The sequence below is a fragment of the Pedobacter arcticus A12 genome (assembly GCF_000302595.1).
Lineage (GTDB): Bacteria > Bacteroidota > Bacteroidia > Sphingobacteriales > Sphingobacteriaceae > Pseudopedobacter > Pseudopedobacter arcticus.
Window position 1 is genome coordinate 302413 of the sequence record NZ_JH947126.1, and the last position, 14274, is coordinate 316686.

Here is a 14274-nt window from a genome sequence, read left to right on the forward strand (position 1 = left end):
TCATAAGAACTTTAAATGTACGTTGCCTGATTTCCTAGGATAAATCACAAATATAATCCCTTGATAATAATTCATATTAATGTTTAATACAAACGAATTGAACGACAAGCTTGTTTCTGAGCTTCGTGAAATGGCAAAAAGTTTTGGTGTAGAAAACACCGACGTATTGCGTAAAGCTGATCTGGTAGCTAAAATTAAAGAACAACAAGACTTAATAGAGGCAGCTAGAAATTCTGGTGCAGTTAGCGAAGAAAGTACGCCAGAAGAAAAGCCCAAGAAAAGAGCAAGAACAGTTAAAACAACTGTTGCGGAAGAAAAGATCACGCCTACAGCAAAACAAAGTGTTTCTCTTTTCGATGATGAAGAGAACGAAGTTTCGGCGAAGCCTTTGGCTAGAAAAACCAAACAAGTTGCAGTAGCTGAAGAAACACAAGATGAAGAAGCAACAGCTGTTACTGAAACTTCAGAAAACAGATCGGAGCCAAAGCAGATAAGACCCGATAAAAACGGAAAACAAAGAAGTCAAGAAAGTGCGTTTGATTTTGATAACGTAATTATAAATGAGGGTGTTTTAGAAATTATGCCAGATGGCTATGGTTTCTTAAGATCATCAGATTACAATTATTTAACCTCTCCAGATGATATCTACGTTTCTCAATCGCAGATTAAATTATTCGGTTTAAAAACTGGAGACACCGTTAGAGGTAGCATAAGACCACCTAAAGAAGGTGAAAAATATTTTCCTTTAGTACGTGTTGAATCTATCAACGGCAGAGTACCATTGGAAGTAAGAGACCGTGTTCCGTTTGACTACCTTACGCCACTTTTCCCTACAGAAAGATTAAACTTGTTTATGAAACCAAGTGATCATTCTACAAGGATCATGGATTTGTTTACCCCTATCGGTAAAGGTCAGCGTGGTTTAATAGTTGCACAACCTAAAACTGGTAAAACAAATTTATTAAAAGAAGTAGCAAATGCCATTGCAGCAAACCACCCAGAAGTTTATTTGATTATTTTATTGATTGATGAGCGTCCGGAAGAGGTTACAGATATGGCCCGTAGTGTAAGAGCTGAGGTTGTTTCTTCAACTTTTGACGAACCAGCAGAACGCCACGTAAAAATTGCTAACATCGTTTTAGAAAAAGCAAAACGTATGGTAGAATGTGGTCATGATGTGGTAATTCTTTTAGACTCCATCACTCGTTTAGCAAGAGCTTACAATACTGTAGCACCTGCTTCAGGTAAAATACTTTCTGGTGGTGTTGATGCTAACGCTTTGCACAAACCAAAACGTTTCTTTGGTGCAGCCCGTAATATTGAAGACGGTGGCTCATTAACTATCCTGGCTACTGCTTTAACAGATACTGGCTCTAAAATGGACGAAGTAATTTTCGAAGAATTTAAAGGTACTGGTAACATGGAATTACAGTTAGATAGAAAATTATCTAACAAACGTATTTTCCCTGCTATTGATTTAACAGCTTCAAGTACAAGAAGAGACGATTTATTGTTAGACAAAGAAACCTTGCAGAGACTTTGGATTTTAAGAAATCACCTAGCAGACATGAATCCTCAAGAAGCTATGGAGTTCTTACTAACTCAAATGCGTGGAACTAAATCTAATGAAGAATTTTTGGTTTCGATGAACAGCTAATATTTAGATTCAAGATTTTTAGAGACAAGAGTAGAGACTCAGCAAGAAGTCTTAGCTCTTGTTTCTTGACTCTTTCATCTTTTAAAAAGAATGATAAAAAAACATATTCCTAATGCTTTAACATGTGCGAACCTTTTGTCGGGTTGTATAGGAAGTATTTATGCATTTAATGGCGACCTTAAAACGGTTGCTTTTTTTGTAATAATATCTGGTATATTTGATTTTTTTGATGGTTTTGCAGCAAGGTTGCTCAACGTAAAATCGGAAATAGGTAAAGAGCTTGATTCTTTGGCCGATGTTGTAAGTTTTGGTTTTTTACCAGGGATGATCATCTACAAACTTTTAATGCTTTCCGGCTTAGGCTGGATTGCTTACACAGGTTTTTTAATTACTATTTTTTCTGCATTAAGGTTAGCAAAGTTTAATGTTGATACTCGCCAAACCGAGGATTTTATTGGCTTAAATACGCCAATGAATACATTTTTGATCATCTCTCTCCCCTATTTATTAGATACATTTTCTTTTATCTCAAACCCTTATTTCTTAATTACCTTAACAGCGTTGCTTTCGTACCTATTGGTGAGTGAATTAAGGTTGTTTTCTATGAAAATGTCGGGCTTACAATGGCAAGCGAATAAATATAAATTTATTTTCTTAATAGTTTCGCTTCTGTTGCTTGCTTTCCTACAATTTATAGCGATACCCTTAATTTTAGTTTTATATATCGTTTTTTCACAACTACATTTTAGATCGCAGAAATTAAGCCTATAGATTGATGTACGGTATAATACCGTGGTATTTGCCGAACTTAGCAATTGCCAATAAAATATACTCGAGGAAAGATTTACATTAAAGGATATTTGAAAAGCTAATATGTGGATATTAGTGCTTTATAACAGAACAGAAGGTTTTATGCTATTCGTTAATAAACAGCGAAATTAACCACAAATCAGCAGTTAATTACTTTTGAAATTAGCTACAATAAGAAAAGAGCCTTTAGCTACTGGCTAAAAGCTCTTTTCTCTTTTCTTGTAAACCAGAGAAAATTAGATTAAAATCTTCTTTAAGTTTACCAAAATCAACCACTATACCTTGATAGTCATCCTTTTCCCTAGCTCTTGATTCGATAGTCGCCATGGTCTCTTTTGCTTCATTTGCACCCATAAAAGCCAATGTTGGCTTGATTTTGTGCGACATTTCGGCAATTTTACTCCAATTTTCATCAGAAACGGCGTTACTTAAAATTGAGACATAGTCTGGCGTTTGTGCAAGAAAAATATCTATCATTTCTACCATAAATTCGATGTTGTCGCTTGCCACTTCTTTTAAATAAGAAAGGTCTACCGCTACTTTATTGTCTTTATCCATTAAAAATCATTGTAAAACAGCATCCAATTTTATTACATCCAAGTTGTCGGTACTTTCAAACAATAACTGATCTATCGTTTTTTTCAACACCGGATGAGAAAATGTTGCTGCAATTTCTGCCAAAGGTAATAACACAAACTTACGCTTCTCAATCAAAATATGTGGTATATTAAGTCTATTTGTAACTATTATTTCGTTATTGTAAAATAGCATATCAATATCCATTGTTCTTGACCCCCATCTCTCTTTACGTATTCTCCCTAAATCGGTTTCAATTTTTTGCGTTTTATTTAAAACATCTTCAGCAGAAAACCGGGATTTCACCTCAATCACCATATTCAAAAAATCTGGTTGCTCATTTTTACCCCAAGCTTTAGTTTCGTAAACAGCAGACTTTAGGGCGATGTTTCCAACTAAAAGTTCTATTTCTTCAATTGCTTTCTTTAGGTTTTTTAACCGATCTCCCAAATTACTCCCTAAACCTAAAAATATCGTGTTCATAAATTTGTAACAATTGCTTTAAATGCCTATCTAAAATTTATATTTGCAAAATAGCATTTAAATCCAACTCATTATAATGAAACAATTCTTCAAATTTGTTTTCGCGTCTATTGTCGGCGTTCTCATTTCTACGTTTGTTATTATACTTATCGTTATCGGCAGTATTACTGCCTTGGTAAGTGGCGCAAAGGAAAATGTGGAGGTTAAAGAGAACAGTATCTTACACCTCAGCTTAAATCTGCCAATTACCGAGCGCAGTGCTTCCAGTCCTTTAGATGATTTGGATTTCGGACCCTTAAAAGGTGAGAAAAAAATAGGTCTAAACGATATTTTGAAAAGCATCAAAAATGCCAAAATCGACCCTAATATCAAGGGGATTTATTTGGATGTAAATTATATGATGACTGGCTTTGCCACTATTGAAGAAATAAGAACGGCTTTATTGGATTTTAAAAAATCAGGGAAATTTATTATTGCTTATAGTGAAGTTTATACGCAAGGCGCATATTATTTGGCATCAGTTGCCAACAAAGTTTACTTAAACCCACAAGGCATACTAGAACTTAAAGGACTGAGTTCTGAGGTTATGTTTTTTAAAGGCGCTTTAGACAAACTGGATATTGAAGCTCAAATTATAAAAGTAGGAACATTCAAAAGCGCTGTAGAGCCGTTTTTTCTGGATAAAATGAGCGATGCTAACCGTTTACAAACAACTGCATTGTTAGGTTCACTTTACAACCACTTAACTACAGAAATATCTAAAAGCCGTAAAATTCCACAAGATTCTATTATCGCTATTGCTGATGGTCTAAAATCGCGTTCGCCACAGGATGCCTTGACCTACAAACTGATTGATGGATTAAAGTATAAGGATGAGATTTTAGAGGAACTAAAAACGAAAACTGGAATAGCAAAAGACAAAAACCTAAATACCGTTGGCATTTCTGATTATGCAAAATCAATTAAAAGCACAGGGTCATCATCAGAAAGGATTGCTGTGGTTTACGCAAATGGAGATATTAACAGTGGCGAGGGAGATGAAAATACCATTGGTTCTGAAGGAATTTCAAAAGCAATAAGAAAATCTCGTTTAAACGATAAAGTTAAAGCGATTGTGTTGAGAGTTAACAGCCCTGGCGGAAGTGCTTTGGCGTCTGATGTGATTTGGAGAGAAGTATTGCTTGCTAAAAAAGCAAAACCGGTAATTGTATCAATGGGTGATTACGCGGCTTCTGGCGGTTATTATATTGCTTGCGCAGCTGATGAGATTTTTGCCGAACCAACAACAATCACAGGTTCAATTGGGGTATTTGCAGTAATTCCAAACATGAAAGGCTTTTTCAACAATAAATTAGGAATTACCTTTGACGGTGTTAAAACTGGTCAGTTTGCAGATTTAGGGAACGTAAGTCGCCCGTTAAACAATGCAGAAAAACTAATTCTACAAAATGAAGTCAACAGAACGTATAATGATTTTACCAAACGTGTTGCAGACGGAAGAAAATTATCTCAAACTTATGTTGACAGTATTGGACAGGGCCGTGTTTGGACAGGCGAACAAGCATTAAAACTAAAATTAGTAGATAAGCTTGGGCATTTGGACGATGCAATTGCCGAAGCTGCAAAAAGAGCAAAAATTAAAGACTACAAAATCTCAAACTATCCAGAAATTAAAGATGGTTTAATGGGGTTATTAGGTAGTTCTGACGAAAAGATCAAAGCTTATTTTGTAAAACAAGAGCTGGGGAAAAGTTACCAGTATTATCAAAAAATAAAAGAAGTTAACAACATGAGTGGTTTGCAAGCTAAACTACCTTATGAAATAACCTTTCAATAAGAATTTCTAAATATTGAAATTATCAAAAGACTCGGAGTTATCTGGGTCTTTTTTTTTATGAAGATCGGGAAGAATTTTTTGTTGATTTTTAGACTGATAGCCGAATCTTGTTATCGACCATCCTATGCGTTAACGACAGCAGTGACATCCTTTTTGCTCTTTTTACAGGTAGCTATACAAGAGCAAAAAGATACAACGGATGGCGTGTTAAAACGCCCTAACTATACAAAAGCTAAGAAGGAAAACATAAAAACCTAATTAATGGATTCTATATATTTAGAAATAAACTAACTCTTATAAACTCATACAAGAGATTCATAGCCAAATAGAATTCACAAAAAAAGTCCCACCAAACGGCAGGACTTTTCAATAAACGCTAATAAAAACTAGTTATATACTTTAACCATAAATATATAATCCTGCATCTTTTTAATCTGTTGGGTGCGGTTCAATCCAGCCAATGTATTTCTTTTATTAACTGAAATTTTTTGCGTTAAAGAATCTTGCGAAATGCTATTTACAGCCCTCATTAAATAATCGGATTTCACAGCAAATGCAGCGCCGTCTGCCTGGGTTTGTTTACCACTTACAATTCCAATCACATTTCCTTTGCTATCCATTAAGGGACCTCCAGAATTACCTGGATTAACCGGGATAGAGATTTGATACGCAATTGAATCGCCAGCAAAACCAGTAGAAGAACTTAAATAGCCTTTTCCGTAAACCACATCGTCTTTAGGATAACCAATGGTATAAACATCTTCGCCTAAATCAGAGTTCGATTTTTTGAAAGTATAAGGAACGGTAGCTAAATGCTTAAACGTAGTATCTTTAATATGTAATACGGCAATATCAAATTCTGGATCAACATATACTGTTTCAACTTTGAAAGATTCGCCTTTATTATTTTGTACATACACAGAATCTGCGTCTTTAATTACATGGTAATTGGTTACCAAATAACCATTTGCCGATAAAATAAAACCTGTACCACTATATTGGCTAATATCCTTTGGCTGTTTGCTGGTGCTGTTGATATTTCTAATAAGTGCCGTTTGAGAACGTTTGATGTTCTCCATATCTCGTTTCAGTTCACTGTAATTAGAACCATGTTCACTACTGTTAAACTGGCCAGTAGAAAACAAGGTGATTAACGTCATGAAAATAGCAACAGTTGCTGCAACGGCCAAGTTTTTACGATATCTAACCCACAATACAGATAGTAAAGTAGGTGTTTCTTTATACTCTTCCGTTAAGCTATCCACATCTAATTCGTCATGAATCTGGTTCAAAGCTACTCTTAAAGCATTAACTTCACCAAAAGATTTCAACGTTTTTAGAAAATCTAAATGCGCAATCACTTTATGGTCTAAAGCAGAATTAGTCTTGCGGTCTTCCTCAAAAGCCAGCGCTTCTTCTGCAGTCATTTCATGACTATAGTAGGCTTCAATTCTTTTGATTAAATCTATTTCACTTTTCATATCTCTTATTTTAGATTAAAAAACAGCTTTTTTAATCGTTGCAAACACTTATATTTTTGTGTTTTTGCATTGTCTGAATTGGTGTAACCAAATTTCTCACAGATATCTTGCATGGATTTACTGTGGATATAAAAATCCTCAATAATAGTTTTACAAGGCTCTCCCAACTGTGTTAAAGCACTATTCATCAATACGAATTGCTGATCTTTTTCTTCGTGTTGCGCCAAATCAGGTTCCACTTCAAAATGATCTTCGTAATCTTTTATATTTTCACTAAATCTACTTTTATGACTTAGTTTTTTTAGCCAAAGCCTTCTGCAAACAGAATATAAAAATGTTTTGAGTTTACTAGTTAATTCAAAATCTCCACTTTTAATTTTATCGTGAAGTATAATTATACTTTCCTGATAAATATCTTTTGCATCATGCTCGCTACCGTTATTATTAATGATCAATTGTAGGATCATCGGGTAATAAGCTTTGTAAAGATATTGAAGTGTAGAAGACGAATTATTCAGTATTCCTAAAATAATTTCATTATCTGTTGGTATTGAATGATTTATCTTTCTGCTCACTGTTTAATACTGTTTTTGCTAAATTGTAACCCTTATTCGGTAAAAAAAAATTTAATTTTCACATTCTTACGCAAACGTTTAATTTACTTGATTTTTAGCTCATTACAATTATTTTAAAAAAATTAAGTTTTTTTTCGAGGTTACCGGGTTACCTTTTAAAGTTTCTGGCATTAAGGATAAATTAATCATAATTAAAAAGACAAAATTAACATGAAAAACTTATTCAAATTCGGATTTTTCGCTTTAGCAATCTCTTTATCAGTTGTTGCTTGTAACTCTAACAAAGCTACTGACGCAACTCAAGATTCTACTTCTTTAGATTCAATCACTGTTGATACTGCTGCTGTTGATACAGTTGCTGGTGATTCTTCTATGGTTGCTGTAGATACTACTGCTGCTAAATAAGATTTAAAAATCTAAAATTTAAAAAAGCATCGCTATTTAGTGATGCTTTTTTGTTTTCAAGGCAATTCTATCTCTCCCAAAATGTAAAATTTACATTTTGGCACCTTTCTTTCAGCTTCTCTTTTTACCAGCTTCATTATATTTTTTCGCCAAAACCTACGTTCTATATTTTTACTACATTTGTTAGCTCAATAGATATACAAAACCTATTAATTACAATTAATGGCGAAAACAAAATATTATTTTAATTCTCAAACACTTAAATACGAAAAGGTTAAGTTAAGCTTGGGGCTTAAAATATTGAAAGGATTCGGCTTTTTGTCAACGGCTTTGGTTTTCTCTTTTATCATCATTGCCTTCGCCTATACTTTTCTAGATTCTCCAAAAGAAAAACAGCTAAAGCGAGAAATCAGCTCGCTTACTTTGCAATACGAAATTTTACAGAGCAGACTGAAGCAGGTAAATGTGGTTATGAAGAGCCTGCAAGATAGAGACGACAATATTTACCGCGTAATATTAGAAGCTGAACCAATTGCACCAGAAGTAAGAAATGCTGGCTTTGGAGGCGTAAATCGGTACAAGGATTTAGAAAACTACGACTATAGTAGTTTGATGATTGAAACTACCAAAAAATTGGACATTATATCAAAACAACTTTATGTACAATCAAAATCTTACGATGAATTAACCAAAGCAGTTAATTCAAAAGGAAAAATGATGGCCAGTATTCCGGCAATCCAACCTATTGATAGTAGAAAATTACGTTCGATATCTGGCTTTGGTTATAGAATGCACCCAATTTATAAAATAAGAAAAATGCATGATGGGATAGATTTTGCCGCCCCAATTGGCACTCCTATATATGCAACAGGTGATGGTAGTATAATTGCAGCGGGTGTTGAACGTGGTTATGGAAACAGAGTTATGATTAACCACGGTTATAGCTATGTGACCAAATATGCGCACATGAGCAAATTTAAAGTAAGAAAAGGTGATCGGGTAAAACGTGGAGATATTATTGGCTATGTAGGAAATACCGGAGCATCAACTGGTCCCCATTGCCACTATGAGGTTTATAAATCGGGAAAACCCATAAATCCTATAAATTTCTTTTTTAACGATTTAACCCCATCTGAATATGTTACCTTGCTAGAAGTGGCTTCAAGAGACAATCAATCATTAGATTAACAAATTAACCATGCCTTATAAAGAAAAAGAAATCCAAAAATCATATTACCCTATTGGAGAGGTAGCAGAAATGTTTGATGTAAACACATCAATGATTAGATTTTACGAAAAAGAATTTGACATTCTACAGCCCAAAAAGAATGCTAAAGGCAATAGGCTTTTTCGACCTGAGGATATCACAAACCTGAAAATAATTTTTAATTTGATTAAAGACAAAGGTTTTACCATACAAGGTGCCAAAGACTTTATGAAGAAAAACAAAAAAGAGGTTGATGAGCAACAAAAAGTTATTGAAGCTTTGGAAAAAATCAAATCTTTTATGCTTGAGCTAAAGGAGCAATTATAAGGTCACTGAATATCTTTTGAAAAGAACCCAGATTTAGTCTCCGATATGGATGAAAAACAAAAAGTTTTATTTGTTATCAATAAAAAATCGGGTAGTCGAGCTGACACACTGATTAATCAAACCATCGAAAAACACGCTGAATCAAATAATTATTTGTTTGAGATTGTGGTTTGCCAGAAAAATTTTGAGGATGAAATTAGAAAAGCTGTAAGCGATTTTTCCCCGCATATCGTTTGCGCTGTAGGTGGAGACGGAACTGTGAACTTAGTTGCTTCTATTATCCAATCAACAAACATCTCTTTGCTTATTATACCAAGCGGTTCTGCAAACGGAATGGCTAAAGAGCTACAAATCCCTGCTACTTTACCAGCGTGTTTAGATTTAATTAAACACGGAAAAACCCAAAAAATAGACCTATTAAAAGTAAATGATAAAATATCTGTCCACTTGGCAGATGTTGGATTAAATGCCCGTATCGTAAAACGATTTGAATTAGACCCAAACAGAGGTTTATTTACGTACGGAAAACATCTATTTTATGAAATGTTTTTACTGAAGCGCTACAGGTTCAAAATCAAATACGATGACAAAATCATGAACGTTAAAGCTGTGTCGTTAACGTTTGCAAATGCAACAAAATATGGGACTAGCGCAGTAATTAACCCTGATGGGATTTTGAACGATGGCTACTTTGAAATCTGTATTGTAAAACCTTTTCCAAAATACCACATTATAAATATAGCTTATCAAATGTTTAGAAACACCATTAAATACTCGGAATTTTTTCAGGTATTAAAATGTAAAAAAGCGGAGGTGACCTGTACAAAAAGAACACTTTTACAAAACGACGGGGAACTGATGTCAAAGGTAAGTTGTGTTTATCTAGAAACACTACCTAAAGCTTTACAGGTAATTATCGACCCGAACTTATCGCATCCAACCATCATAGACTAATTCACCGTCCTTATTTTGATCATCCACAATCAAAACCTCCACTTTTACGCGTAAATCCTCGTAAAATTTAAGCTTAAAAAATCCTTTTGCAGACATACCAAACCTTGAATACTTACTATCCATAACATAGGTTGATTTTGACGCTGCACCACTAACGATAAAATTGTTCTCGTACTTTTCTATAAACTGTAAATTGTGTTCATGCCCTGCAACGTAAGTTAAGCCGGGATACGTTCTAAATATCGCTTTTAGCTTTTTTCTCAGAACTCTAAAGCGTGGATGCGAAAGATCTTCCTTTGCTCCAAAATATTTACGATACATCGGCAGTAAAGATCCAATAAAAGGTAGTGGAAAATATGCATTTTTTTTATAAATCGTAAACGGAAATAGGTGATGTTTAATCTTATACTTACCGCCATGCAAAGAATTACTATAAATAGGATAATGGCCTGCAACCAGAATCCGCTTATTTTTATGCTTCTCTAATAATGCTTTAAGCTGAACAAAAAAATCTTCTTCCGTTTCTTGTTCGCAACCACAGGTTTTCCCAATTGGCCTCACTCCTTTTTGAACCCACCATTGTGTATTTATGGCTATAATTGCTAAAAATTCATTACTAAAAACCTCTTTAGGTCCTGGACAACCGTTCTCCGGAAAAAAAACTTGTTGGGGTCTAAAAAGATTATTCAGATAATCCTCTTGCCTTAAAACGTAAGCCAAGCCATCACGCTTTCCCTTGTTCCAATCATGATTTCCCGATATAAAAACGGTTTTACCCTTAAAATCTTTAACGGCATTGTAATGTGCTTTTAAAACCAGCTCTGCATCATCACGCAGTACATCGTTTTCTGCCGGTAAACCATGTGGATAAATATTATCTCCTAAAAACAAAAGTACAGACTCTGTGGAATTGGGTAAATGGTTTTTGAGCAAGCTTAGTACCTCATCTTCTTGCCTACGTTTTACGTTTCCAGAATCACCAATCACCAAAACTTCACACATCAATTTGCTCTCAGTCATGCACTTAAACTACAAAAAAAACACCAATTTGAAAGCTTATGCAGATAATTTAATTTGATTTCTTAAATTCAACTCAAATCAATTACGCATGACGAAATTTTACTTATCGCTTTTATGTGTATTTCTTCATCTTGAGATAAAAGCACAAGAAAACTATGGTCCAAAAATAACCGCGTTGGGTACAGCAGGCGTAGCTATTCAAGATGTTTGGTCGGCCAGTAAAAATCAAGCTGGAATTGCATTATTAACTAAACCAACTATTTCGGCAGGTTACGAAAACCGGTTTGGACTTAAAGAGTTAAGTAATAAGTCGGCTGTTTTTACGCTACCCTTAAAAAACTATACTGTTGGCGCAATTTTTAATTCTTATGGTATAGATGCCTATAACGAAATTAAAACCGGCATTAGCTTGGCAAAAGCTTTTGGTCCAAAACTGCTAATCGGTATCGGTTTAAACTATCATCAGCTAAGTATTACAAATTATGGAAATGCAAATACAGCTAGCATTGAGGTAGGTTTACAGTATAATGTATTGCCAAAACTATGGCTTGCATCGCACATTGCCAACCCAAATCAGAGTAAATATAGTGACGATGCAGAGCAAGTTATCCCTGCACATATCCAATTTGGCGGAACTTATATCTTCTCTGATCAGCTGATGATTACTACTGAGTTTGAAAAAGTCCTAGACCGCGAAGCTGATTTTAAGACCGGCCTTGAGTACAAAGTTGTGAAATTTGTTGCTTTGCGAGGTGGTATTTCTGTTAATCCGTTTAAGCAGTATGCTGGTTTTGGCGTACATTATCAAAAAATAAATATAGATTTCGCCGTTGCCTCTCATCCGGTACTGGGATATTCACCGCAAATATCTTTAGGTTATGAATTTTAGGGTTAGGCTATTCTTTATTTTATTGATATTGGGATGCGCAGATTCTGTTTTTGCCCAGCAAGATAATGACCCGATAATAGAAGAGATTATTGAAAGTGTGGTAGCCAACCAAACCGACGATTACGATTATACCGAACTTGTAGAGCGGCTTAATTACTACAAAAAGAACAAGATAAATCTGAATAAAACCAACAAAGAACAACTTCAAGAACTGGTTTTTCTAAATCCCTTACAGATCAATGCTATTTTCGAGCACATTGTAACTAATGGAAAACTAATTAGTGATCTAGAGTTACAGAGTATCCGAGGGCTTGACTTAGAGGCAATTAGAAATCTATTATATTTTGCAGATATAAGCGCTCCCACTGGCTTCGAAAACTTTAGTTTTAAAAAGCTTTTTACTGATGGAGAAAACGACTTATTAATTAGATACAGCAGATACTTGGAAAAACAAAAAGGTTTTTCCATCCCTGCTTCTTCTGGTAAATCTAGATATCTGGGTACTCCAGAAAGAGTTTTCACCCGCTACCGCTTTTCCTTCAGTAACAATATTCAATTTTCTTTAAACCTCGAAAAAGATGCGGGAGAAAAATACTGGAACAACACCAACGACCAAACCGGACCCGATTTTTTATCGTCTAGTTTATATGTAAAGGATATAAAACGGCTTAAAAAGATTGCCCTCGGCGATTACTCATTGCAATTTGGACAAGGCTTAACTTTATGGAGCGGTTTAGGTTTTGGTAAAGGAGCAGATATTTTTGCAGTTGCAAAACAAAATCTAGGTTTAAAACCGTACACTTCGGTAAACGAATTCTCTTATTTTAGAGGTGCTGCTACGCAGATTAACTTCGGCAGATTCGATTTCACGCCCTTTATTTCTTACAACAAATTGGATGCGGGCGTAGCTTTAAACCCACTTACCAACCTCGAAGACATATCATCATTACAGCAAAGTGGCTTACACAGAACAGAAAATGAGCTAAAAAACAGAAGACGTGTAGGTCAGCTGGTATTTGGTGGTAACGTACAATATAACTACCAAAAATTATCTTTAGGTTTAACAGCGTACCACTCTAAGTACGAGCAAAATTTCGCACCCGGAAATGCATTATACAACAAATTTGATTTTAGCGGAAACCAATTAACTAACGTTGGTTTTAATTACAGCTATACCCTAAATAACACGTACTTTTTTGGTGAGGTTGCACATAGCCTAAATTACGGCTTTGCCTACATCAACGGCTTAATAACGAGCTTATCCCCTATTGTATCTGCGGTTTTGTTCCATAGAAATTACCAAAAAGATTATTACTCGTTTTACAACCAGGGAATCGGCGAAAGCAGTACTGCAGTAAATGAAAAAGGTTTTTACGCCGGTGTACAGATTAAGCCCAACAGGAAGTTTGGAATAGATTTTTATACCGATCTATTCAAATTTCCGTGGTTGAAATTCGGAGTGGATGCGCCATCAAGTGGCTATGATATTTTAGGTCAGTTCAACTATACTCCAAATAAAACAACTCGCTTTACCTTACGTTACCAGTTTCAGAACAAACAGAAGAATGCTCCGGAAAAGTTATTTACCAACATACTTGATTTCGAAAAAAAATCAAATTATCGAGCAGAGGTTCAGTACCAGGTGAACAGTATTTTCTCTTTACGCAATCGCTTAGAAATTGTTCAGTACAACCAAGAAAGTACAACTACTAAATTCGGTTTCTTAGCTTATCAGGATGTGAATTATAGTCCTTTAAGTTCAAGATGGTCGGGAAATATGCGTTTCACTTTGTTTGATACAGATGGTTTTGATACGCGGATCTATACCTACGAAAACGATGTTTTATATGGCTTTTCTATCCCTGGTTTCCAAAATCAAGGGATTAAATTTTATACGAATGTGAGGTATAACGTAAAACGAGGCGTTGATTTATGGGTAAAGTACAGCTACACCAAATTTAATGGGGTAATCACTGTGGGGTCGGGACTCGATGAAATTCAGGGAAATAACCGTTCAGAAGCGAAGGTTCAACTAAGGGTACAGTTTTAGATT

General features: G+C 34.9%; 14 protein-coding genes. 9 read left to right on the forward strand and 5 right to left on the reverse strand.

The annotated features are described in order from the left end of the window. Positions 1-79: 79 nt before the first annotated feature. Both rho and pssA read left to right on the forward strand, forming a co-directional pair. Positions 80-1657: a transcription termination factor Rho gene (rho, locus tag B176_RS0108215; RefSeq protein ID WP_017258321.1), complete on the forward strand. Its 1578-nt coding sequence runs from the start codon at positions 80-82 to the stop codon at positions 1655-1657. Between the two features lie 90 nt (positions 1658-1747). After that, complete coding sequence (gene pssA, locus B176_RS0108220; protein WP_017258322.1) at positions 1748-2428, forward strand: CDP-diacylglycerol--serine O-phosphatidyltransferase; 681 nt, start codon at positions 1748-1750, stop codon at positions 2426-2428. Positions 2429-2653: 225 nt separating this feature from the next. Here pssA and B176_RS0108225 read toward each other — a convergent pair whose 3' ends face one another. Together B176_RS0108225 and folK are read right to left on the reverse strand one after the other, a co-directional pair. Continuing rightward, a complete protein-coding gene (locus B176_RS0108225; RefSeq protein ID WP_017258323.1) occupies positions 2654-3025 on the reverse strand; it encodes an Hpt domain-containing protein in 372 nt (123 codons plus the stop codon). Positions 3026-3031: 6 nt separating this feature from the next. Beyond that, on the reverse strand, positions 3032-3526 hold the full coding sequence (gene folK, locus B176_RS0108230) for a 2-amino-4-hydroxy-6-hydroxymethyldihydropteridine diphosphokinase (RefSeq protein WP_017258324.1): 495 nt from the start codon (positions 3524-3526) through the stop codon (positions 3032-3034). A 76-nt stretch (positions 3527-3602) separates the two neighbouring features. On the opposite strand from folK, the gene sppA reads away from it, so the two are divergent. Then, positions 3603-5363 carry a signal peptide peptidase SppA gene (sppA, locus tag B176_RS0108235; protein WP_017258325.1) on the forward strand — a complete coding sequence of 587 codons (1761 nt, stop codon included), beginning with the start codon at positions 3603-3605 and terminating at the stop codon, positions 5361-5363. Between the two features lie 386 nt (positions 5364-5749). Here sppA and B176_RS0108245 read toward each other — a convergent pair whose 3' ends face one another. Continuing rightward, positions 5750-6844: a S1C family serine protease gene (locus B176_RS0108245; protein ID WP_017258327.1), complete on the reverse strand. Its 1095-nt coding sequence runs from the start codon at positions 6842-6844 to the stop codon at positions 5750-5752. A 5-nt stretch (positions 6845-6849) separates the two neighbouring features. Next, the gene (locus B176_RS0108250; protein ID WP_026063227.1) at positions 6850-7419 is read right to left on the reverse strand and encodes an RNA polymerase sigma factor; all 570 of its coding nucleotides are present in this window, start codon (positions 7417-7419) and stop codon (positions 6850-6852) included. 210 nt (positions 7420-7629) lie between these two features. Between B176_RS0108250 and B176_RS0108260 the strand changes: the two genes are divergently transcribed. From B176_RS0108260 to B176_RS0108280, 4 genes are all read left to right on the forward strand, one after another. Continuing rightward, positions 7630-7824 (forward strand): hypothetical protein, encoded by a 195-nt coding sequence (locus B176_RS0108260; protein WP_017258329.1) that lies wholly within the window; start codon positions 7630-7632, stop codon positions 7822-7824. Between the two features lie 222 nt (positions 7825-8046). Further along, a complete protein-coding gene (locus B176_RS0108270; RefSeq protein WP_017258330.1) occupies positions 8047-9012 on the forward strand; it encodes a M23 family metallopeptidase in 966 nt (321 codons plus the stop codon). Positions 9013-9022: 10 nt separating this feature from the next. Continuing rightward, positions 9023-9358 carry a MerR family transcriptional regulator gene (locus B176_RS0108275; protein WP_017258331.1) on the forward strand — a complete coding sequence of 112 codons (336 nt, stop codon included), beginning with the start codon at positions 9023-9025 and terminating at the stop codon, positions 9356-9358. Between the two features lie 45 nt (positions 9359-9403). Continuing rightward, positions 9404-10312 (forward strand): diacylglycerol/lipid kinase family protein, encoded by a 909-nt coding sequence (locus tag B176_RS0108280; RefSeq protein ID WP_017258332.1) that lies wholly within the window; start codon positions 9404-9406, stop codon positions 10310-10312. Here the strand turns inward: B176_RS0108280 and B176_RS0108285 are convergent. Then, positions 10286-11332 carry a metallophosphoesterase gene (locus B176_RS0108285; protein WP_026063228.1) on the reverse strand — a complete coding sequence of 349 codons (1047 nt, stop codon included), beginning with the start codon at positions 11330-11332 and terminating at the stop codon, positions 10286-10288. The genes B176_RS0108280 and B176_RS0108285 overlap by 27 nt on opposite strands. Before the next feature lie 88 nt (positions 11333-11420). On the opposite strand from B176_RS0108285, the gene B176_RS0108290 reads away from it, so the two are divergent. Further along, positions 11421-12221, forward strand: coding sequence for a PorV/PorQ family protein (locus B176_RS0108290; protein WP_017258334.1), 801 nt, complete (start codon positions 11421-11423; stop codon positions 12219-12221). Next, positions 12211-14271 (forward strand): helix-hairpin-helix domain-containing protein, encoded by a 2061-nt coding sequence (locus B176_RS0108295; protein WP_017258335.1) that lies wholly within the window; start codon positions 12211-12213, stop codon positions 14269-14271. Before B176_RS0108290 ends, B176_RS0108295 begins: the two co-directional genes overlap by 11 nt. Positions 14272-14274: the final 3 nt, after the last annotated feature.